The sequence below is a fragment of the Streptomyces sp. NPDC002513 genome (assembly GCF_053595355.1).
This window is the reverse complement of sequence record NZ_JBSFXK010000014.1, coordinates 34,647-56,029: the sequence shown is the minus strand read 5'-3', so window position 1 is coordinate 56,029 and position 21,383 is coordinate 34,647. Positions and strand designations below refer to the sequence as shown.

The window sequence follows — 21,383 nt, the reverse complement described above, 5'->3', positions numbered from 1 at the left end:
CGGCCGCCCGCCGCACACGAGAAAGCCCCCCGGCCTTCAGGCCGGGGGGCTTCTCTCCAGAGCGGACGACGAGGCTCGAACTCGCGACCTCAACCTTGGCAAGGTTGCGCTCTACCAACTGAGCTACGTCCGCATTGCGCCGTTGCGCGAGAGCAACTATACCCAACCTTGCTCCCGTGCGAGACGCACCGCGGCATGACGGTTCTCCACCCCGAGTTTCGAGACGGCCGACGACAGGTGGTTCCGCACGGTCCCCCGCGACAGCGCGGACCGCTCCGCGATCTCCGTCACGGGCGCCCCGTAGGCGGCCGGCTCGAGCACCTCGGTCTCGCGGGCGGTCGGCGGCGAGTCCCCGGCGGAGATCGCGTCCGCGGCCAAGTCCGGGTCCCCGTAACGGTGTCCGGCGTGCACGGTGCGAATGATCTCCGCGAGCCGCTGCGCGCTGACGGTCTCGGGGACGAACCCGAGCACACCGGCCTGGAGCGCCCGCTTGAGATGCCCGGGCCGACCGTGACCGGTCACGATCAGCACCTGGCACTCCGGCGGTCCGGCCCGCAGGGATGTGGCGACCTTCACACCGTCGGCCCCCGGCATCTGGCCTTTTGGGGCACTAGGTTCTGCCCGCCCCGTTGGCGCCAGGCACACGCACACGAGAAAGGCCCCGGTCGACTGACCGGGGCCTTCACTCCGTGGAGCGGACGACGAGGCTCGAACTCGCGACCTCAACCTTGGCAAGGTTGCGCTCTACCAACTGAGCTACGTCCGCATAGCACCCGACCGGCTTTCACCGATCGGTGCGAGCACCAGCTTACCTGATCCAGAAGACTGGTTGAGCCGATGCCGTGGAGCGGGTGACAGGGATTGCACACTGCGCCTCCCCCTTGGAAAGGGGGTGTTCTGCTACTGAACTACACCCGCATGACTCCTTGGGTCTCGACCTTTCGGCCTTGCCCCTCGGCGTGATCCAGACTCTAGCTGATCACCCGGGGTGCAACGCAAGTCGGTTGCGGGCGGGGCGGGATGGGGGCCGCCGCGAGCCGGCGCGAGGTCGTCGGCGCAGACCCCGGACCGGGACGGAAGCCCCCGCCGGGACAAAAGCCCCGGCCGGGACGCGACGGGCAGTGGCGCGTACGTGAACGACGGGCGCCGGCGCGTACGAGGGTGATGTGCGCCGCTCCCGCGAACGCGTCAGTGGCCTTCCCCGCACCCCTCAGCCGTCTCCCCGCACCCCTCAGTGCGCCTCCGCGAACGCCTCGTAGACCTTCTTCGGGATGCGCCCCCGCGGCGGCACGTCCATCTTGTGGGAGCGGGCCCAGGCGCGGACGGCGGCCGGGTCGGGGGTCAGTGCCGTGTGCGTGTAGGCCTTGCCGGACTTCGCCTTCTTGCGGCCGGCCTCGACGTAGGGTGCCAGCACCTTACGCAGTTTCTTGGCATTGGCTTGATTGAGGTCGATCTCGTACGACTTGCCGTCCAGTGCGAAGGCGATCGTTTCCGCCGCTTCTGAGCCGTCGATGTCGTCAAAGAGAGTGACCACGACACGCTGCGCCACGAATATCGGTCCCTTCGTGCGGCACCTCCGCGATCATCCGCCACGACGTGCGCGGACGTCCGGGGATGCCGGGGAGATGTCGACTGTCCGGCAGTAATTGAGCAAAGTATCGGCGATTGCCATTTCCTTTGTACAGTGCCCGGCATTGCATTGTGAAGACCGACTGAATACGTCCGCGTGTCCACCTGCAATGCGGCGCCGCCGCTCTTCTGCGGTTTTTCCGGGGATTTTCCGTCCGCAGGCCGCTCGGCGAGGCGAGATCGTGATGGGGGTCACGTAGGAAGCTACCAATCTACGCGAGTAGAATTTTTGTGCGGGTAGTCTGAAGGAACCTGCTCAGCACCAACATCGGGAGTGCCAGTGGCACGCGTCGTAGTCGACGTCATGCTCAAGCCGGAGATCCTCGACCCCCAGGGCCAGGCGGTCCAGCGCGCCCTGCCGCGGCTCGGTTTCGAAGGCATCTCCGACGTACGTCAGGGAAAGCGATTCGAACTCGAGGTGGACGGGCCGGTCGACGACGCCGCGCTCGCCCGCATCCACGAGCTCGCGGAATCCTTCCTCGCCAACACCGTGATCGAGGACTTCACCGTCAAGGTGGAGGAAGTGGCGGAGGCCGCCAAGTGACCGCTCGTATTGGCGTCGTCACTTTCCCGGGGAGCCTCGACGACCGGGACACGCAGCGCGCGATCCGCCTCGCCGGCGCCGAGCCCGTCGGCCTCTGGCACAAGGACAAGGACCTCAAGCAGGTCGACGCCGTGGTGCTGCCGGGCGGTTTCTCGTACGGCGACTATCTGCGCGCCGGTGCCATCTCCCGGTTCTCGCCGGTGATGGGCAGCGTCATCGAGCAGGCGAAGGCCGGCCTGCCGGTCCTCGGCATCTGCAACGGCTTCCAGATCCTCACCGAGGCCCATCTCCTCCCCGGCGGGATGCTCGGCAACGACCACCTCCACTTCATCTGCCGCGACCAGAAGCTGCGGGTGGAGAACGCGGAGACGTCCTGGACCAGCGACTACTTCGCCGGTCAGGACATCCACATCCCGCTGAAGAACATGGACGGCCGGTACGTCGCCGACGCGTACACGCTCGACAAGCTGGAGGCCGAGGGCCGGGTCGTCTTCCGCTACCTGGACTTCAACCCCAACGGCTCGCTCCGCGACATCGCCGGCATCACCAACGAGGCCGGGAACGTCGTCGGCCTCATGCCGCACCCGGAGCACGCCGTCGAGCCGCTGATCGGTACCGGGCGTACCGACGGGCTCCCGTTCTTCACGTCGATCCTCAAGAAGCTGGTGGGCGCATGAGCCGGACGCCTCTGGACACGGTCGAGCACGCGGCCGAGACCCCCGACGCCGCGCTGCCCTGGGCCGAACTCGGCCTGAAGAAGGACGAGTACGAGCGGATCGTCGAGATCCTGGGCCGGCGCCCCACCGGCGCCGAGCTCGCCATGTACTCGGTCATGTGGTCCGAGCACTGCTCGTACAAGTCCTCCAAGGTTCACCTCCGCCAGTTCGGTGAGAAGGCCCCCCAGTCCGACGCCCTGCTCGTCGGCATCGGCGAGAACGCCGGTGTCGTCGACGTCGGCCAGGGCTACGCGGTCACCTTCAAGGTCGAGTCGCACAACCACCCCTCCTACGTGGAGCCCTACCAGGGCGCCGCGACCGGTGTCGGCGGCATCGTGCGCGACATCATCGCGATGGGCGCGCGGCCGGTGGCGGTCGTCGACCCGCTGCGCTTCGGCGCGGCCGACCACCCCGACACCAAGCGTGTCCTGCCGGGCGTCGTCGCCGGCATCGGCGGCTACGGCAACTGCCTCGGGCTGCCCAACATCGGCGGCGAGGTCGTCTTCGACTCCTGCTACCAGGGCAACCCGCTGGTCAACGCGGGCGCCATCGGTGTCATGCGGCACGAGGACATCCACCTCGCGAAGGCCTCCGGCGCGGGCAACAAGGTCGTGCTGTACGGCGCCCGGACCGGCGGCGACGGCATCGGCGGCGCCTCGATCCTCGCCTCCGAGACCTTCGACGACGCCAAGCCCTCCAAGCGCCCGGCCGTCCAGGTCGGCGACCCCTTCCAGGAGAAGCTCCTCATCGAGTGCACCCTGGAGGCCTTCCGGGAGAAGCTGGTCGTCGGCATCCAGGACCTCGGCGCCGCCGGTCTGTCCTGCGCCACCTCGGAGCTGGCCTCCAACGGCTCCGGCGGTATGCGCGTGACCCTGGACGACGTACCGCTGCGCGACTCGACGCTCTCGCCGGAGGAGATCCTCATGAGCGAGTCGCAGGAAAGGATGTGCGCGGTCGTCGAGCCGGAGAAGATCGACCGCTTCCTGGAGATCTGCGCGAAGTGGGACGTCATCGCCACCGTCATCGGTGAGGTGACGGACGGCGACCGGCTGGAGATCTACTGGCACGGCGGGAAGATCGTCGACGTCGACCCGCGGACGGTCGCGCACGAGGGCCCGGTCTACGAGCGTCCCTACGCCCGCCCCGAGTGGCAGGACGCGCTCCAGGCCGACGACGCGAACAAGCTGCCGCGGCCCGAGACGTCCGAGGAGCTCAAGGACCAGGTCCTGAAGCTGGTGGCGTCCCCCAACCAGGCGTCCAAGAAGTGGATCACCTCCCAGTACGACCACTTCGTCCAGGGCAACACGGTCCTCGCCCAGCCCGAGGACTCCGGGATGATCCGCATCGACGAGGCCTCCGGGCTCGGTGTCGCCATCGCGACCGACGGCAACGGACGGTACGCGAAGCTCGACCCGTACGCGGGCGCGCAGCTCGCGCTCGCCGAGGCGTACCGGAACGTGGCCACCACGGGCGCCAAGCCGCTCGCCGTCTCCGACTGCCTGAACTTCGGCTCGCCCGAGGACCCGGCCGTCATGTGGCAGTTCGCGGAGGCCGTCCGCGGTCTCGCGGACGCCTGCCAGCAGCTCGGCACCCCGGTGACCGGCGGGAACGTCTCGCTCTACAACCAGACGGGCGAGGCGGCCATCCACCCGACCCCGGTCGTGGCGGTGCTGGGCGTCATCGACGATGTCGCCCGCCGTACCCCGGTCGCGTTCCAGGAGGAGGGCCAGTTGCTCTACCTCCTCGGCGACACCCGTGAGGAGTTCGGCGGTTCGGCGTGGTCGCAGGTCGTCCACGACCACCTCGGCGGTCTGCCGCCGCAGGTCGACCTCGAGCGGGAGCGGCTCCTGGCCGAGATCCTGATCTCCGCCTCGCGCGACGGCATGATCGACTCCGCGCACGACCTGTCCGACGGTGGTCTGGTCCAGGCCGTGGTCGAGTCGGCGCTGCTCGGCGGCAAGGGCGTGCGGCTGATCGTGCCGGACGGGCTCGACGCGTTCACCTTCCTCTTCTCCGAGTCGGCGGGCCGTGCGGTCGTCGCGGTGCCGCGCTCCGAGGAGGTCCGCTTGAACGACATGTGCGGCGCGCGCGGCCTGCCCGCCACCCGCATCGGTGTCGTGGACGGTGAGTCGGTGGAACTCCAGGGCGAGTTCGGGCTGTCACTGGCCGAGCTGCGCGAGGCCCACGAGGGAACCATCCCGGCACTCCTCAAGTAGGTCCCGGCCGCAGGAGGGTGAAGGTCCCGCCCGGTCCACCGGGCGGGACCTTCGTCCTGCCGTGACCGGCCCGCCCGGTCCGGGGCCGGATCGCCGTCGGCACGGCGCACCGCGACCAGGCGGCGGCACCCACGGGCCCGCCGGGCCCTCGACCTGGTCGCAACGGGTACGAGCGGCTGCGCCGTGACGGCATAGGCTCGCCCCATGCCCCCGGCCAAGAAGCGCACACGGACGTACGACCCCGCCAGGACCCGCGCCGCGGTCCTCGCCCAGTTCGGAAACGTAACGGAGGCCGTGGGCACCCTCACCCCCGGGCAACTCGCGCTCCCCACCCGGCTCGGGGACTGGACCGTACGGGACCTGGTCGCGCACATCGGCACGGCCCTCCAGGCCGTCGGCCGCTTCCTCGACAAGCCGGAGCCGGCCCGGCAGGACGCCACCGTGCTCGACTGGCCGTTCGCCACCTCCGCCGGCTCCGGCGCCCTCGCCGACATCGCCCGCGCGCTGGCCGAGCAGCACCCCGACCTCGACGCCTTCCTCGCCGACACGGAGCGGCGCTTCACGCGGTGCCTCGCGGAAGCGCCCGGCACCCGGCTGCTCGACACCCACGCGGGTGCCATGCCGCTGGCCGACTACCTCGTCACCCGCACCGTCGAACTCGTCGTCCACACCGACGACCTGAACGCCGCCGTCCCGGATCTCGGCATTCCGTACGACCGTCAGGCCCTGGCCGCCTGCACCCGGCTGCTCGCCGACGCGCTCGCGGTCAAGGCACCCGGCGCCTCGACGGAGGTGCGCGTTCCGCCGTACGCCGTCGTGCAGTGCATCGAGGGCCCCCGCCACACCCGCGGCACCCCGCCGAACGTCGTCGAGACCGACCCGCTGACCTGGATCCGGCTGGCGACGGGCCGTACCGCATGGGGCGCGGCTCTCGCCGACGCCAAGGTCAGCGCGAGCGGCGAACGGGCCGACCTGGGACCCTTCCTGCCCCTGATGACCTGACCGGCTGCCCTGGCGGGCCGGGCGACCTGGCGGGCCGGGCGACCCGTCCGGCAGCTTCGGCCGCAACCGGTTCACCGCGCGGGTGACCGTACGGGACGGTCACCTCACGCTGGGCAGCCCGAAAGCCACCCGCACGATGTGCGACGTCTCACTCATGGCCATCGAGAAGACTCCGACCGTACGCCTCGCCCGGCCGCCGGCCTCCCGGCTCGACCACCGCACGATCACGCTGACCAGCGAAAACGACGAAGGTGTCCAGGCGGTCGCCGAGCGGTGAGCCCGGGCGGCGGGCGCGGCCGGGCCCTGTGCGGGGCGGATGACCGGATTCGGACCAGTGCGCGATCTCGCCTACACTCGGAGCCGTGCCACGTGGTGACGGTCGACTCAATCACGATCTGCTCCCCGGCGAGAAAGGCCCCCAGGACGCGTGTGGCGTCTTCGGTGTCTGGGCTCCGGGCGAAGAGGTCGCAAAGCTCACGTACTTCGGGCTCTACGCCCTCCAGCACCGGGGTCAGGAATCCGCGGGAATCGCGGTCAGCAACGGCTCCCAGATCCTCGTCTTCAAGGACATGGGGCTTGTCTCCCAGGTCTTCGACGAGACCTCGCTCGGTTCGCTCCAAGGTCATATCGCGGTCGGACACGCCCGCTACTCGACCACCGGCGCCTCCGTGTGGGAGAACGCCCAGCCCACGTTCCGGGCCACGGCGCACGGCTCCATCGCGCTCGGTCACAACGGCAACCTGGTCAACACGGCGCAGCTCGCCGAGATGGTCGCCGATCTCCCCAAGGAGAACGGCCGCGCCACCCAGGTGGCCGCCACGAACGACACCGATCTCGTCACCGCGCTGCTCGCCGGCCAGGTCGACGACGACGGCAAGCCGCTGACGGTCGAGGAAGCGGCCGTCAAGGTCCTGCCGCAGGTCATGGGCGCCTTCTCGCTCGTGTTCATGAACGAGCAGACCCTGTACGCGGCCCGCGACCCGCAGGGCATCCGTCCGCTGGTCCTCGGCCGGCTGGAGCGCGGCTGGGTCGTCGCCTCGGAGACCGCCGCGCTCGACATCACGGGCGCCAGCTTCGTCCGGGAGATCGAGCCCGGCGAGTTCGTCGCGATCGACGAGAACGGCCTGCGCAGCTCCCGGTTCGCGGAGGCGAAGCCCCGCGGCTGTGTCTTCGAGTATGTGTACCTGGCCCGCCCGGACACCGACATCGCCGGCCGCAACGTCTACCTCTCGCGTGTCGAGATGGGCCGCCGCCTGGCCAAGGAGGCGCCCGCCGAGGCCGATCTGGTCATAGCGACGCCCGAGTCCGGGACCCCCGCCGCGATCGGTTACGCGGAGGCGTCCGGCATCCCGTTCGGCGCCGGCCTGGTGAAGAACGCCTACGTCGGCCGGACCTTCATCCAGCCTTCGCAGACCATCCGCCAGATCGGCATCCGCCTGAAGCTGAACCCGCTGAAGGAAGTCATCAAGGGCAAGCGCCTGGTCGTCGTGGACGACTCGATCGTGCGCGGCAACACCCAGCGGGCGCTGGTCCGGATGCTGCGCGAGGCCGGCGCCGCCGAGGTCCACATCCGGATCTCCTCCCCGCCGGTGAAGTGGCCCTGCTTCTTCGGCATCGACTTCGCCACCCGCGCCGAGCTGATCGCCAACGGCATGACGATCGACGAGATCGGCGCCTCGCTGGGCGCCGACTCCCTCGCCTACATCTCCCTCGACGGCATGATCGAGGCGACCACCATCGCCAAGCCGAATCTGTGCCGCGCCTGCTTCGACGGGAAGTACCCGATGGAGCTGCCCGACCCGGAGCTCCTGGGCAAGCAGTTGCTGGAGACCGAGCTGGCGGCCGGTCCGGCCGCCACGGCCGCGGCCGACGCGATCCGTCGCCCGTGACATCTGCCGTACGACACGAAAGTCCTCATCGCCATGTCTGAGACCGTCAGTGCCGAGGGCGGCGCCAGCTACGCAGCAGCGGGCGTCGACATCGAAGCGGGCGACCGCGCCGTGGAGCTCATGAAGGAGTGGGTGAGGAAGACGCAGCGGCCCGAGGTCCTCGGTGGCCTCGGCGGCTTCGCCGGCCTCTTCGACGCCTCCGCCCTCAAGCGCTTCGAGCGTCCGCTGCTCGCCTCCGCCACCGACGGCGTCGGCACGAAGGTCGACATCGCGCGCCGGATGGGCGTCTACGACACCATCGGCCACGACCTGGTGGCCATGGTCATGGACGACATCGTGGTGTGCGGTGCCGAGCCGCTGTTCATGACCGACTACATCTGCGTCGGCAAGGTCCACCCCGAGCGCGTCGCCGCGATCGTGAAGGGCATCGCCGAAGGCTGCGTGCTGGCCGGATGCGCCCTGGTGGGCGGTGAGACGGCCGAACACCCCGGCCTGCTCGGTGCGGACGACTTCGATGTCGCGGGGGCCGGTACGGGCGTGGTGGAGGCCGACCGGCTGCTCGGCGCCGAACGCATCCGCGAGGGTGACGCGGTGATCGCCCTGGCCGCCTCCGGACTTCACTCGAACGGGTACTCGCTCGTCCGGCATGTCCTCCTCGACCGGGCGAAGCTCGGCCTCGACCGGCATATCGAGGAACTCGGCCGCACCCTCGGCGAGGAGCTGCTGGAGCCGACGAAGATCTACTCGCTGGACTGCCTGGCCCTGACCCGCACCGCCGAGGTGCACGCGTTCAGCCACATCACCGGTGGCGGACTCGCGGCCAACCTGGCCCGGGTGGTCCCGGACGGCCTGCACGCGGTCGTCGACCGGTCCACCTGGACCCCCGCACCGGTGTTCGGCCTCGTCGGGAAGACCGGCGACGTCGAGCGCCTGGAGCTGGAGAAGACCCTGAACATGGGCGTGGGCATGATCGCGGTCGTCCCCGAGCAGTCGGCGGACGTCGCGCTCGCCGCCCTGGCCGACCGCGGGGTCGAGGCATGGATCGCCGGCGAGATCACTCGCCGGGGTGACCACACGACCGGCGCGGAGCTGGTCGGCGACTACGCGGGCTGAGTCCCGGGGGACAGCACACAACCCGGTCCGTGGCCAGGGCCACGGACCGGGTGGGAATTCAGTGCAGGGTCAAGCGCCGCGGCGACGTTGCTGCGGGGACTGGTCGTCCTCGTCCTCGTCGTCGTCCTCGTACAGGTCGGCGTACCGTGCGTACAGGTCGTCGTCGTCATGCTCATCGTCCTCGAATACGTCGCCGTTCGGCGACGGGTTCGACGGCGATGCACCCAGCTCCTCAGCCAGGCGTGAGAGATCCGTCCCACCGCTGTTGTACTTCAGCTGGCGGGCGACCTTCGTCTGCTTGGCCTTGGCCCGGCCGCGCCCCATGGCTCGACCCCCTCAACGACGGGGCTCGACGGCCCCAGAGTCTTGACACGCGTTCATGATCCGGAACGGGCTCTCCGTGGAGAGACCGGTCCGTAGGGCTTCCACGGTACCTGAGCCCACGCCCATACGGTACGTCGCCCGCAGGACGGGCGTGTGCACAGAACCCTCGAGGCGCCCCGTCCTCGCTGGTCACGGCTGATTTTAACCACTTATTGGCGGACGACCCGCCGATAAGAGTGAGAGTTCTCTCCAACCTCCTGTCGGCGGGTACCGGTCAACGCCGTGCGGCACCCCCGGAAGGGCTTACGCCAGGGCCCCCGGTCGCGCCTCCGCCATCCGCTGCTCGGCGATCCGGTCGGCCGCGGCGGCCGGCGGAATACCGTCCTCCTTCGCGCGTGCGAAGATGGCCAGCGTGGTGTCGAAGATCTTCGCCGCCTTCGCCTTGGACCGGTCGAAGTCGAAGCCGTGCAGCTCGTCGGCCACCTGGATGACACCGCCGGCGTTGACGACGTAGTCAGGGGCGTACAGGATCCCGCGGTCGGCGAGGTCCTTCTCCACCCCCGGGTGCGCGAGCTGGTTGTTGGCCGCGCCGCACACCACCTTCGCCGTCAGCACCGGCACGGAGACGTCGTTCAGCGCGCCGCCGAGCGCGCAGGGCGCGTAGATGTCGAGCGCCCCGAGGGGATGGGCGCCGCCGATGAGGGCGTCGGTGTCGGGGGCCACGGCCACCTCGGGGTGCGCGTCGGTGATCCGGCGCACGGCCTCCGGGCGCACATCCGTGATCACGACCTGGGCGCCGTCCTGAAGAAGGTGCTCGACCAGGTAGTGCCCGACCTTGCCGACGCCCGCGACACCGACCGTGCGCCCGCGCAGGGTCGGGTCACCCCACAGGTGCTGGGCCGAGGCCCGCATGCCCTGGAAGACGCCGAAGGCGGTCAGGACGGAGGAGTCGCCCGCGCCGCCGTTCTCCGGGGAGCGGCCGGTGGTCCAGTGGTTCACCCGTGCCACGACGTCCATGTCGGCGACGTAGGTGCCGACGTCGCAGGCGGTGACGTACCGCCCGCCGAGCGAGGCCACGAAACGGCCGTACGCGAGCAGCAGCTCCTCCGTCTTGATCCGCTCGGGGTCACCGATGATCACGGCCTTGCCACCGCCGTGGCCGAGCCCGGCCATGGCGTTCTTGTACGACATCCCGCGCGCGAGGTTCAGCGCGTCGGTGACGGCCTCCTCCTCGGTCGCGTACGGGTAGAAGCGCGTGCCGCCGAGCGCGGGGCCCAGGGCGGTGGAGTGGATCGCGATGACGGCCTTGAGGCCACTGGTCCGGTCCTGGCAGAGCACGACCTGTTCATGGCCTCCCTGGGCCGAGCGGAACAGGGTGTGCAGGACGCCGTCGGGTACGTCGGTCACGGTGGTGACTCCCGGTTGAGTAGCGGCGGTTGGGGGCGGGTTCCGTGCGGGTGGCGGTTCCCGTGGGCATGAGCGTAGAGCGTGGGGGGCGCCCGCCAGCCGCGCAGTGCCCAGGATCACCCTCCCCCGGAGTACACCGGGATCGGTTCGTGGGACGATTTGCCATGGTTTTCCACCTCGTCCGGGCGGCGCCCGGACGGGTTTCGCCTCCGGTCCGATGGGGAGGGAGCAGGCGTGCCCAAGGTGTCCTCGGTGATCGTCCCGTACGCGTCCTACTTGCGCGTGTACGAGCCACTGGCCGCCTTCCCCGAGCCGGAACGCAGTCACTGGGCGCGCTACGCCCGGCGCTCCGACCGCCCCTCCTACCAGGACGAACTACGCCGCTCCCTCGCCGACTTGGTGCCCACGCCGCCGGTCCCGGTGCCGGTGCACGAGAGCAGCGACGCCTTCGTGACCGAGGTCGAGGGGGTGCTGTGCGTCTGTCCGTGGCGCACCCGGCTGCGCGGCTGGCAGGCGCTCGGGGAGCTGGCGCAGGAGCTGCCGGCGCCGGTCCTGGACGCCGTCCTGCCGCCGGTCGTGCGCCGCCAGGCCGCCCAGGACTACGAGCGCTGGCTGGCCGGCCACCCGGACGTCCGCCCGTGGATCCGCACCGCGACCTGGCAGGTGCCGCTGAACTGGTTCGTGCTGGTCTCGGACGCCGAGCGGCACTACGACCAGGGGGCGGCCGGCATCCCCCCGATGCTGCGGTACCGCACGCCCATGGTGCAGGCGCGGCGGCGCACCGCGCGGGCGCTGCGCACTCTGAGGGACGCCATCGACGAGAGTCCGCTGATCGACGGTCTGGTGGAGGTGGGGCGGTGGCTGGAGGAGTTCCACCCGCGGTCGCTGGTCGAACTGGACTACGGTGGACTGGTCCACGTCCTGCCGCCCGCGGCGCTGGACGGGGACCACTCGGCCGCGGACGTCGCCGAGGGCATCGAGGCCCTGCGGCACGGGGACGGGGTCGCGGCCGGGGAGGCGTACGGACGGCTGGTGGAGCGCTGGCGGGCCGTACGGGACCGTCGCTCGGCGAACTGAGGCCGACTTCCGGGCGGGGACGGCTCTCGCGGCGGGGCTTCGGGAACCAGTGCGCGAATTGTGACCTGCGAGACATGGTGAAGTTCCAACCGTTGGCCCATGGTTGACGTATCGCAGGTCACGCCGGGGGACGTACCTCTCGAACCGGGCTTATGCCGTCAAGCGTGACGGACGGCACTTTCACGGACCTTGCGCTTAACGGCCCTCCTCATGCCAAAATAGGACAAGGAGCCCGGGGGAGGCTCCCTCTGTCCACATGGAACCACTTTTGGGCGCAATCTCGGTATTGCACCCTCTGGGGGGTCTGGTGCCTCCTGATCGCCACTGTGACTGATCGTCACAGTGGCGTGACTGTCCGCTATGGCATGGTCCATCGGCTTCCGTCGCTGATGAACACCTGGGAGGGCAATTCCATCGGTTTGGCCGACGCGGCTGGACAGATGGTGTAGTTGTAGTGCCGAGGACAAGCCGTTCGTCCTATAACCGACTCGACTCGCGTCCGCCATTTCGGGCAACGCGGGTCAAGGTGCAGAATTTAGAGGAAAGAACCGAGAAGGTTCGGTTCTCCCGAGGAGGCCGCTCATGACCGCTCGCACCCCTGATGCCGAGCCGCTGCTGACCCCGGCTGAGGTCGCCACGATGTTCCGCGTCGACCCCAAGACGGTCACGCGGTGGGCGAAGGCCGGAAAGCTCACGTCGATCCGCACGCTCGGCGGGCACCGCCGCTATCGCGAAGCTGAGGTCCGCGCTCTGCTCGCGGGCATCCCGCAGCAGCGCAGCGAGGCCTGAACAACTGCATAGCCGGACTTTCCGGTGGGTCCCCCACCTGCCGCGACGTCCGAACCACAGCTCCAAGCGACGCGGGTCCTGCCCCAACAGGGCTCTCGCCCAAGGTCAGTAGAGGCACGACAAGGGTGCGTCGTCGATCGCGCTGGACTCCGCCGAGTCCAGCGCGATCTTTTTTGTGCCCTCTTCCCGGGGCGCGGGGCCGATGTGTGAGCGGCCTTGTCGGAGTCTGGGGAGGGGTGTCGGATCTGCTGTGCGGGACCGCGGGAGAGGGTGCAATTGCACATATTAAATTGACCCATTGTAGGAGGGGTGTAAGGGCACCGGGTCCCGAAAACTGAGGCAGTGACACCCGTCACACACTCTGAACCCTGTTGCGCTCATGGTGTCGTCGCCGGGGGAACGCCGTTCTGTGCGACGGGTGTTGGGCGGCCGCACGTCCAGGAGTGCCCTGGCGGACGCCACGCCAACCCCGGGCCCGAAGGCCGGTTCACGCCGTCGGGGCGTGGTGGTCCTCCTTCGGCACGGTCTCGGGGCCTTCCTCGCCGCGCCGGGCGGGTTCCATCGGCTCCATGGCCCGTCGCGGGAGGCGGTGGCGGATCGCGCAGTGCCGTGTCGGACGGCGGTACCCGGAAGCGGCGGACAGGTGAGCACCGAGCAGGGCACGGGTCTCGCGCCGAGCGGACGCCGCCATACGTCACCTCCCCGGGCCCGAGGGGGAAGGGCCCTGAGTCCTGGGTACCGGCGGGAGTTGGGGCCGTCAAGACGCCCTGGAGCGCACAGATGGCCTCTGGGTGCACACGTGGCCTCCGGGGTGCCCGTATGGCCTCCGGGCGCGCACATGGCCTCCGGACGCCGCGCGGCGCCCGGAGGCCGCCTCCGGGCCGACCCGGCCGACGGCGCCCCGGCAGGCGCGGGAAGGACCGCGCCGAAGGGGGTGGAGTCGTCGCCTCTGCCCCGGCCGGCCGGGGTGCGGTGACACAGCGGGTTGTGGTCCCCGTCCGGGCGCCCGGAGGGGGCCCGTCGGCGGCGGGGCCGGCGCGTCGACCACACGAAGAAGCCCCGCATCCGGGAGGGATACGGGGCTTTGCTGCGGTCCTGACGGGATTTGAACCCGCGGCCTCCACCTTGACAGGGTGGCGAGCACTCCAAACTGCTCCACAGGACCAGGTGTCGCGACACTCGCCCGAAGGGGGGATCCCCGGTGTTCCGTGCGGTGCGCTGCGAGAAGAGACTGTACAGGAGGGTGAGCCCCTGGTCGAACTCACCCACCGTGAACGATCCGTTACGGTACCGCCGCGTCGATCGCCTTCACGATGCGCTTGTCCGAGACCGGGTACGCCGTGCCCAGCGCGTGCGCGAAGTAGCTGACGCGCAGCTCCTCGATCATCCAGCGGATGTCCAGGACCTGTTGCGGGACCGGCCGGCCCTGCGGCAGCTGTTCGAGCAGCCACGCGTACTCGTCACGCATCTCGTGGATCTTCGCCATGCGCGTCGTGTCCCGCTGGACGTTCGTCGGCATCTGCTGCAGCCGGCGGTCCGCGGCGACCAGATAGCGCATCAGGTCGGGCAGCCGCCGGATGCCCGTCTCCGTGACGAAGCCGGGCTTCACGAGGGCGTCCAGCTGGGCCCGTACGTCCGCCAGGTTCGGCAGCAGCGCCGGGCTCCGTACGGCCTTCAGACGGCGCTCACAGGCCTGCCACGCGGCCAGCACCTGCTGCACCTGTCCGACCGTACGGACCGTCGTGTCGACGATCTCCGCCCGCACCTTGTCGTACAGCTTGCGGTACGACTCCTCGTCCCACGCGGGTCCGCCGAAGTCCCCGATGAGCTTGTCCGCGGCGGCCGTCGCGCAGTCGTCGAACAGGGCCTGGATCGAGCCGTGCGGGTTCGCGGACAGCCCGAGCTTCTGCTGGTTCGTCAGCTTCTCGGAGGCGAACTTCGCCGGGCTGACGGGGATGGTGCGCAGGATCAGGCGGCGCGTGCCCTTCCACATCGCCTGTGCCTGCTCCTCCTCGGTGTCGAAGAGCCGTACGGAGACCGTGTCCCCGTCGTCGACCAGCGCCGGGTACGCCTTCACCGGCTGCCCGGCCCGCCGGGTCTCGAAGACGCGGGTGAGGGAGCCGATCGTCCAGTCCTGAAGGCCCGTGCGCTCCAGGGACTCCCCGCCCTGCCGCTCGGCCGTGGCCGCCGCGGCCTGTGAGAGGGCCTGGCGCGCCTTCGGCTTCAGCCGGAGCTTCAGCGCCTGGAGATCCTTGTCCTCGGCCAGCCTGCGGCGCCGCTCGTCAACGATCCGGAAGGTGATCTTCAAGTGGTCGGGCACCTTGGACCAGTCGAAGTCGTCGGCCTCGAAGGGCACGCCGACCATGCGCTTCAGCGCGCGCGTCATCGCTGTGGTCAGCGGCTCCCGGGCCAACTGCCCCGGAGCGTCCCCGTCCGGGGACGACGCCTTCTCCAGGAACGCCTTGGCGTAGTTCGGCGCCGGGACATAGTTGCGCCGGATGGGCTTGGGCAGGGAGCGGATCAGCTCGGTGACCAGTTCCTCCCGCAGTCCCGGGATCTGCCAGTCGAAGCCCTCCTCCGTGACCTGGTTGAGGACCTGAAGCGGAATGTGGACGGTCACCCCGTCCGCGTCCGCACCCGGCTCGAACTGGTACGTCACCCGGAACTTCAGCCGGCCCTGGCGCCAGGAGTCGGGGTAGTCGTCCTTGGTGACCGCGCCCGCCTTCTCGGTGATGAGCATCTCGCGCTCGAAGTCGAGGAAGTCGGGCTGCTCCTGCCGCTTGTGCTTCCACCAGGAGTCGAAGTGGGCGCCGGACACCACGTGTTCCGGCACCCGCTGGTCGTAGAAGTCGAACAGCGTCTCGTCGTCGACCAGGATGCCCCGGCGCCGGGCGCGGTGCTCCAGCTCCTCGACCTCGGTCAGGAGCCTGCGGTTGTCGGCGAAGAACTTGTGGTGCGTGCGCCAGTCGCCCTCGACGAGGGCGTTGCGGATGAACAGCTCGCGGCTGGCCTCCGCGTCGATGCGCCCGTAGTTCACCTTCCGCTGGGCGATGATCGGGACGCCGTACAGCGTCACCTTCTCGTACGCCATCACGGCCGCCTGGTCCTTCTCCCAGTGCGGTTCGCTGTACGTCCGCTTGAGCAGATGGCCGGCGAGCGGCTCGACCCACTCCGGTTCGATCTTCGCGTTGACCCGGGCCCACAGACGGGAGGTCTCGACGAGTTCGGCGGACATCACGAAGCGCGGCGGCTTCTTGAACAGGGAGGAGCCGGGGAAGATGGCGAACTTGGCGTTGCGGGCGCCGATGTACTCGCCTCGTCCGCCGTCCCTGCGCGTGCCGGGGCCGGAGTCCTTGGACTCCTTCACGTCCTTCATCCCGATGTGCGAGAGCAGACCGGCCAGCAGCGAGACGTGGACACGGTCGGCCGGGGCGTCCTGCTCGTTGAGGTGGATGCCCATCTGCTTGGCGACCGTGCGCAACTGGGTGTAGATGTCCTGCCATTCGCGGATGCGCAGGAAGTTCAGGTACTCCTGCTTGCACATCCGGCGGAACGACGACGAGCCGCGCTCCTTCTGCTGCTCGCGGATGTAGTGCCAGAGGTTGAGATAGGCGAGGAAGTCGCTCGTCTCGTCCTTGAAGCGGGCGTGCTGCTGGTCGGCCTGGGCCTGCTTGTCGGCGGGGCGCTCGCGAGGGTCCTGGATGGACAGCGCCGCGGCGATGACCATGACCTCGCGGACACAGCCGTTCTTGTCCGCCTCCAGGACCATGCGCGCGAGGCGCGGGTCGACCGGTAGCTGGGCGAGTCTGCGGCCGGTGTCGGTGAGGCGCTTGCGCGGGTCCTTCTGGGCCGGGTCCAGCGCGCCCAGTTCCTGGAGGAGCTGGACGCCGTCGCGGATGTTGCGGTGGTCCGGCGGGTCGATGAAGGGGAACTTCTCGATGTCGCCGAGACCGGCCGCGGTCATCTGCAGGATGACGGAGGCCAGGTTCGTACGGAGGATCTCGGCGTCCGTGAACTCGGGCCGGGCGTCGAAGTCCTCCTCGGAGTACAGGCGGATGCAGATGCCGTTCGACGTACGTCCGCAGCGGCCCTTGCGCTGGTTGGCGCTGGCCTGGGAGACCGGTTCGATGGGCAGGCGCTGGACCTTGGTGCGGTGGCTGTAGCGCGAGATGCGGGCGAAGCCGGGGTCGATGACGTACTTGATGCCCGGGACGGTGAGGGAGGTCTCGGCGACGTTCGTGGCCAGAACGATCCTGCGGCCCTGGTGCGGCTGGAAGACGCGGTGCTGCTCCGCGTGGGAGAGCCGGGCGTACAGGGGCAGGATCTCGGTGCTCTGCCAGCCGGCGCCTCCGGCACGGGGGTACTGCTTCCTGGTCAGGGCGTCCGCGGTGTCGCGGATCTCGCGCTCTCCGGAGAGGAAGACCAGGACGTCGCCCTGCCCTTCGGCCATCAGCTCCTCGACGGCGTCCGTGATGGCGGTGATCTGGTCGCGGTCGGCGTCCTCGGAGTCCTCTTCGAGGAGGGGGCGGTAGCGCACCTCCACGGGATACGTACGGCCGCTGACCTCGACGATCGGCGCGTCGCCGAAGTGCCGGGAGAAACGCTCGGGGTCGATCGTGGCCGAGGTGATGACGACCTTGAGGTCCGGGCGCCGGGGGAGGAGCTGGGCGAGATAGCCGAGCAGGAAGTCGATGTTGAGAGACCGCTCGTGGGCCTCGTCGATGATGATGGTGTCGTAGGCGCGCAGCTCGCGGTCCGTCTGGACCTCGGCGAGCAGGATGCCGTCCGTCATGAGCTTGACGAAGGTGGCGTCCGGGTTCACCTGGTCGGTGAAGCGGACCTTCCAGCCGACCGCCTCGCCGAGGGGCGTGTCCAGCTCCTCGGCCACCCGCTCGGCGACCGTCCGGGCGGCGAGCCGGCGGGGCTGGGTGTGGCCGATCATGCCGCGGACGCCACGGCCGAGTTCGAGACAGATCTTGGGGATCTGGGTGGTCTTGCCGGAGCCGGTCTCACCGGCCACGATCACGACCTGGTGGTCGCGGATGGCGGCGGCGATCTCGTCCTTCTTCTGGCTGACCGGCAGTTGTTCGGGGTAGGTGACGGCGGGGACACGGGCGGCGCGCCCGGCCATCCGGTCCTCGGCCTGGGCGACCTCCGCCTCGATCTCGGTGAGCACGGCGGCCCGGGCCTCCGGCTTGCGGATCTTGCGCGCACCTTCGAGCCTGCGCCCGAGACGGTGCGCGTCGCGCAGGGACAGCTGGGCCAGGCGGGGGGCGAGGGCGCCGAGGGCGGGGGCGGGATGCGTAGACATACGCGGTCCAGGATCTCACCTTGGTGAAATTCATGGCTAACGATTTGCTTCCGGCGATTCGCCGGGCGGCGAGCAGTGGTGGTGGGCACGGCCGGCGATCAGGGGCGGGAGGCGTGTCGCCCGCGCCTGATCGCCCCTCCGGCCGGTGGCCGCGGGACTCGGGCCCGGTCAGTCGGTCGGGGCGGCCGGTGCGGGGACGGCAGGGGCGTCCGGGGTGCGGGCCGTTCTCTCCTGGACCATCGACTTGGCCGTGTTGGAGACGGCCTTGATGCCCAGGTACGCCGTGGTCATGCTGCTGACGGCGGTGAAGGCGGCGGTGAGGACGCCGACGATCACGGACTTGTCGCCGCTCAGGCGCCATACTCCGAAGATCGCCACTCCGGCGATCGCGAGGGTGCTGATGATCACCGCGAGCAGACCGTAGCGAGCCCGCTCCTTCTCCAGCTCGACGTCCCCCATGGCCTTCGTCCGGCTCCCGCCCATGATCTCCCCCACCCGCACGGCTGCGTCGACCGCCAGAAGGTAGTGCCTGTGCGGGGGCATGCCAAGCGCCGATTCGGGCACTCTCTGGCCGCTTTTCGCCGCCCTTGGGCTGGGGGCGCCCGGAGGGGCACCCTCTCCCGGGGGCCGTCGGCGTACCGGGTGGCGTAGCCGATATGAAAACAGCCCCGCCGAAGATCTTCGGCGGGGCTGTATGCCCTGGTCAGGGCGGTGGTGGCTGGGGCCGGGGTCGAACCGGCGACCTTCCGCTTTTCAGGCGGACGCTCGTACCAACTGAGCTACCCAGCCACGAGGTTTCACGTGAAACCTCAGCGGTCCTGACGGGATTTGAACCCGCGGCCTCCACCTTGACAGGGTGGCGAGCACTCCAAACTGCTCCACAGGACCAAGCATCGCGTACGACAGTGTCGCACATGGTGTTGCGTGCCCCCAACGGGATTCGAACCCGTGCTACCGCCTTGAAAGGGCGGCGTCCTAGGCCGCTAGACGATGAGGGCTATCGGCCCGCCTGGGCGCTTCTCAGCGCGTCGGGGACGTGAGAAGCATATGGGATCAGGCGAGGGTTCGCCAAAACGGTTTACGGGGTGCTCGGCGTGAGGGGCGCGCCGGAGTGGTTCGAGCCTGCGGAGGAGCGGCGCGGGCCGGTCCCGGAGCGGCTTGGAGCGGTCCCGGAACGGTCCGAGGGCGCGGTCCCGGAGCGGTCCGAGGGTGCCGCGCTCGGGGACGGGGTCGCGCCCGGCTGGTTCTCCTTGGCCAGGTGGCGGCTCACCTCCGCCGTGGTCTGCCCCAGGCCGCCGAGCCTGATCTCGTCCCACGCCTGGAGGCGGCGGGTATCCCGGTCCAGATAGAGGATCGAGGCCTCGACGGGTGCCGGGTACTGGTGCTCGACCGCGCGCAGCCCGCTGCCGCCGGTGGAGCCCTCGATACGCAGCCGGGTGCCGTACGGCATGATCTCGGTCCCCTCGTGGTGCAGATGCCCGGCCAGGGCCAGAGGCACCTCGCCGTCCGTCTGGCGGGCGGCCGTCGGCTCATGGGCGATCGCGACGTCGACGGGCGTCCCGGCGGCCTTCTGGTCGCGCAGGGCGGAGGCCAGGCGCGCGCCCGCCAGCTCCTCGGCGCGGTCACCGCCGGGTGCCACGGACCGGTCGGGGGTGAACTGCGGGTCGCCGATCCCCGCGAAGCGCAGGCCCGCCACCGTGATCGCCCTGCCGTCGTCCAGGACGTGCACGTTCTTCAGGTGCTCCAGGTAGCGCTGAGTGGTGCCCGAGTCGTGGTTGCCCCGGACCCAGATGTACGGGGCGCCCAGATCCGCGATCGGGTCCAGGAAGCCGTTCTCCGCCGCCGAGCCGTGGTCCATGGTGTCGCCCGAGTCGACGATCACGTTGACGTCGTACTGCCGTACCAGAGACGCGATGATCTTCCAGCTCGCCGGGTTGAGGTGGATGTCGGAGACGTGCAGGACCCGGATCGTGGTCGGGTCGGGTTCGTAGGCCGGGAGGGTCGAGGTGACGTCGTACAGCTTGGCCACGTTCGTCACCAGGCGGGCCAACTCCCTCTGGTAGACGTCGAATTCGGTGACGATGCTGCGCGCGTTGCCGACCAGGGAGGGGGCCGAGGAGAGCAGGCCGGAGAACTTCGGCTCGAGGAGCGACTGGGGGTTCCAGGTGGCGTACGCCGTCGCGCCCGAGGCGCCCAGCAGCGCCAGCGCCAGTCCGCCGGCCGCCAGGGCCCGGCGAGGGCGCCGGTAGACGGCCAGGCCGAGCGCGGTGGCGCCGACGACCACCGCCCCACAGGAGCGGACGGCCAGGTCGAGCGTTCCGTGTTCGACGTCGCGGGTGATCTCCTGCTGGAGCCCGGAGATCCGTTCCGGGTGGTCGACGAGCGCCTGGGCGCGGACCGGGTCGAGCTGGTCGACGTTGACGTCGAGGCGGACGGGGGCGTCGTGACTGTCCAGCCGCAGGGCGCCGAGCGGGGAGATATTGATCTTCGTGCCGCCGGCCAGCGAGGGGCGCAGGGTCATGGTGGTGTCCACGGGCCCGACCGGTACGCGTACGTCGCCCACCACCAGCAGGCCGAGCCAGGTGCCGAGGAGGACGACGGCGGCCATGCCGAGCGCCCGGAGCCAGGGGTGCGGCTGAGGGACGAGTGCGGCGGCGGGGTGGGGGCGGAGCGAGCGGTAGTGGCGGGCGACGGTGCCGGGTGTCCTTCGTGCGCGGTTCCAGACGGTGACGGGGACGCGGGAAACGAGGGGAACGCGGACCATTGGTGCCGTATGCCCAGATCGCCGGGCCGATATGCGGAGCCTTCCACGCCTCACCTCCGAGGGGGCGGTACCGGACAATGGCCCTGTGCTGGAGATGACGCGCGAGGAGTTCGAGGAACTGGTCGCCGAGGCGCTCGACCGGATCCCGCCCGAGCTGACGCGGCTGATGGACAACGTGGCGGTGTTCGTCGAGGACGAGCCGCCGGCCGGCGATCCCGAGCTGCTCGGGCTGTACGAGGGCACGCCGCTGACCGACCGCGGGGAGTGGTACGCGGGCGTGCTGCCGGACCGGATCACGATCTACCGCGGGCCGACCCTGCGGATCTGCGAGACGCGAGAGGACGTGGTCGCGGAAACCGAGGTGACGGTGGTGCATGAGATCGCGCACCACTTCGGGATCGATGACGCGCGGTTGCACGCCCTGGGGTACGGCTGAGGAGGGTGCGTGCGCCGGGGGTGCGGGTGACGGCGGGGTGCGTGCGGATGTTGAGTGCCCGTGGAGTGCCTGGGGTGTGGTCGGCGTGCGGGTGGCCGTGGGATGCCGGGTGTGTTCGATGTGCGGGTGGCGGCCGCATGCCCGGATGCGGCCGGTGTGCGGCCCC

Annotated in this window: 17 protein-coding genes, 7 tRNA genes and 1 pseudogene; 10 read left to right on the top strand and 15 right to left on the bottom strand. The window is 70.0% G+C overall.

The window, feature by feature from the left end; genetic code table 11:
• Positions 1–60 precede the first annotated feature (60 nt).
• The 5 genes and pseudogenes from ACWD5Q_RS12730 to ACWD5Q_RS12710 all read right to left on the bottom strand — a co-directional run bounded on the left by ACWD5Q_RS12730 (position 61) and on the right by ACWD5Q_RS12710 (position 1,549).
• Positions 61–133, bottom strand: a tRNA-Gly gene (locus tag ACWD5Q_RS12730).
• 23 nt (positions 134–156) lie between these two features.
• Positions 157–597: pseudogene (locus tag ACWD5Q_RS12725) on the bottom strand (LuxR C-terminal-related transcriptional regulator); the annotation flags it as partial.
• Positions 598–690: 93 nt separating this feature from the next.
• A tRNA-Gly gene (locus tag ACWD5Q_RS12720) sits at positions 691–766 on the bottom strand.
• Between the two features lie 77 nt (positions 767–843).
• A tRNA-Gly gene (locus tag ACWD5Q_RS12715) sits at positions 844–918 on the bottom strand.
• A 313-nt stretch (positions 919–1,231) separates the two neighbouring features.
• A complete protein-coding gene (locus tag ACWD5Q_RS12710) occupies positions 1,232–1,549 on the bottom strand; it encodes a histone-like nucleoid-structuring protein Lsr2 (RefSeq protein ID WP_451426997.1) in 318 nt (105 codons plus the stop codon).
• Between the two features lie 360 nt (positions 1,550–1,909).
• On the opposite strand from ACWD5Q_RS12710, the gene purS reads away from it, so the two are divergent.
• From purS to purM, 7 genes are all read left to right on the top strand, one after another.
• On the top strand, positions 1,910–2,173 hold the full coding sequence (purS, locus tag ACWD5Q_RS12705) for a phosphoribosylformylglycinamidine synthase subunit PurS (protein ID WP_108956272.1): 264 nt from the start codon (positions 1,910–1,912) through the stop codon (positions 2,171–2,173).
• Positions 2,170–2,850 carry a phosphoribosylformylglycinamidine synthase subunit PurQ gene (gene purQ / locus ACWD5Q_RS12700; protein WP_451426996.1) on the top strand — a complete coding sequence of 227 codons (681 nt, stop codon included), beginning with the start codon at positions 2,170–2,172 and terminating at the stop codon, positions 2,848–2,850. Before purS ends, purQ begins: the two co-directional genes overlap by 4 nt.
• A complete protein-coding gene (gene purL / locus ACWD5Q_RS12695) occupies positions 2,847–5,105 on the top strand; it encodes a phosphoribosylformylglycinamidine synthase subunit PurL (protein WP_451426995.1) in 2,259 nt (752 codons plus the stop codon). The genes purQ and purL overlap by 4 nt, the downstream gene beginning before the upstream one ends.
• 204 nt (positions 5,106–5,309) lie before the next feature.
• Positions 5,310–6,107, top strand: a complete 798-nt coding sequence (locus ACWD5Q_RS12690) for a sterol carrier family protein (protein ID WP_451426994.1) — start codon at positions 5,310–5,312, stop codon at positions 6,105–6,107.
• A gap of 4 nt (positions 6,108–6,111) precedes the next feature.
• Positions 6,112–6,384, top strand: coding sequence for an META domain-containing protein (locus ACWD5Q_RS12685; protein ID WP_451427063.1), 273 nt, complete (start codon positions 6,112–6,114; stop codon positions 6,382–6,384).
• A gap of 85 nt (positions 6,385–6,469) precedes the next feature.
• Positions 6,470–7,996: an amidophosphoribosyltransferase gene (gene purF, locus ACWD5Q_RS12680; protein ID WP_451426993.1), complete on the top strand. Its 1,527-nt coding sequence runs from the start codon at positions 6,470–6,472 to the stop codon at positions 7,994–7,996.
• A 33-nt stretch (positions 7,997–8,029) separates the two neighbouring features.
• Positions 8,030–9,109: a phosphoribosylformylglycinamidine cyclo-ligase gene (purM, locus tag ACWD5Q_RS12675; RefSeq protein WP_451426992.1), complete on the top strand. Its 1,080-nt coding sequence runs from the start codon at positions 8,030–8,032 to the stop codon at positions 9,107–9,109.
• Between the two features lie 69 nt (positions 9,110–9,178).
• On the opposite strand, the gene ACWD5Q_RS12670 is transcribed toward purM, so the two are convergent.
• On the bottom strand, positions 9,179–9,433 hold the full coding sequence (locus ACWD5Q_RS12670; RefSeq protein WP_451426991.1) for a DUF3073 domain-containing protein: 255 nt from the start codon (positions 9,431–9,433) through the stop codon (positions 9,179–9,181).
• A 303-nt stretch (positions 9,434–9,736) separates the two neighbouring features.
• Entirely contained in the window at positions 9,737–10,840 is a 1,104-nt protein-coding gene (locus ACWD5Q_RS12665; protein WP_451426990.1) for a Leu/Phe/Val dehydrogenase, read from the bottom strand.
• A 234-nt stretch (positions 10,841–11,074) separates the two neighbouring features.
• Between ACWD5Q_RS12665 and ACWD5Q_RS12660 the strand changes: the two genes are divergently transcribed.
• Positions 11,075–11,917: a hypothetical protein gene (locus ACWD5Q_RS12660; protein WP_451426989.1), complete on the top strand. Its 843-nt coding sequence runs from the start codon at positions 11,075–11,077 to the stop codon at positions 11,915–11,917.
• 582 nt (positions 11,918–12,499) lie between these two features.
• Positions 12,500–12,706, top strand: a complete 207-nt coding sequence (gene bldC, locus ACWD5Q_RS12655) for a developmental transcriptional regulator BldC (protein ID WP_003949541.1) — start codon at positions 12,500–12,502, stop codon at positions 12,704–12,706.
• Positions 12,707–13,193: 487 nt separating this feature from the next.
• Here bldC and ACWD5Q_RS12650 read toward each other — a convergent pair whose 3' ends face one another.
• From ACWD5Q_RS12650 to ACWD5Q_RS12615, 8 genes are all read right to left on the bottom strand, one after another.
• A complete protein-coding gene (locus ACWD5Q_RS12650; protein WP_451426988.1) occupies positions 13,194–13,397 on the bottom strand; it encodes a DUF6274 family protein in 204 nt (67 codons plus the stop codon).
• A gap of 399 nt (positions 13,398–13,796) precedes the next feature.
• Positions 13,797–13,871: transfer RNA gene (locus tag ACWD5Q_RS12645), tRNA-Asp, on the bottom strand.
• Positions 13,872–13,988: 117 nt separating this feature from the next.
• A complete protein-coding gene (hrpA, locus tag ACWD5Q_RS12640; protein ID WP_451426987.1) occupies positions 13,989–18,017 on the bottom strand; it encodes an ATP-dependent RNA helicase HrpA in 4,029 nt (1,342 codons plus the stop codon).
• A gap of 168 nt (positions 18,018–18,185) precedes the next feature.
• On the bottom strand, positions 18,186–18,560 hold the full coding sequence (locus ACWD5Q_RS12635; protein ID WP_451426986.1) for a hypothetical protein: 375 nt from the start codon (positions 18,558–18,560) through the stop codon (positions 18,186–18,188).
• 169 nt (positions 18,561–18,729) lie between these two features.
• Positions 18,730–18,806, bottom strand: a tRNA-Phe gene (locus ACWD5Q_RS12630).
• Between the two features lie 24 nt (positions 18,807–18,830).
• Positions 18,831–18,905, bottom strand: a tRNA-Asp gene (locus tag ACWD5Q_RS12625).
• A gap of 37 nt (positions 18,906–18,942) precedes the next feature.
• Positions 18,943–19,015, bottom strand: a tRNA-Glu gene (locus ACWD5Q_RS12620).
• A gap of 80 nt (positions 19,016–19,095) precedes the next feature.
• Positions 19,096–20,781, bottom strand: coding sequence for a metallophosphoesterase family protein (locus ACWD5Q_RS12615; RefSeq protein ID WP_451426985.1), 1,686 nt, complete (start codon positions 20,779–20,781; stop codon positions 19,096–19,098).
• 85 nt (positions 20,782–20,866) lie between these two features.
• Between ACWD5Q_RS12615 and ACWD5Q_RS12610 the strand changes: the two genes are divergently transcribed.
• Positions 20,867–21,217, top strand: a complete 351-nt coding sequence (locus ACWD5Q_RS12610) for a metallopeptidase family protein (protein WP_451426984.1) — start codon at positions 20,867–20,869, stop codon at positions 21,215–21,217.
• Positions 21,218–21,383 lie beyond the last annotated feature (166 nt).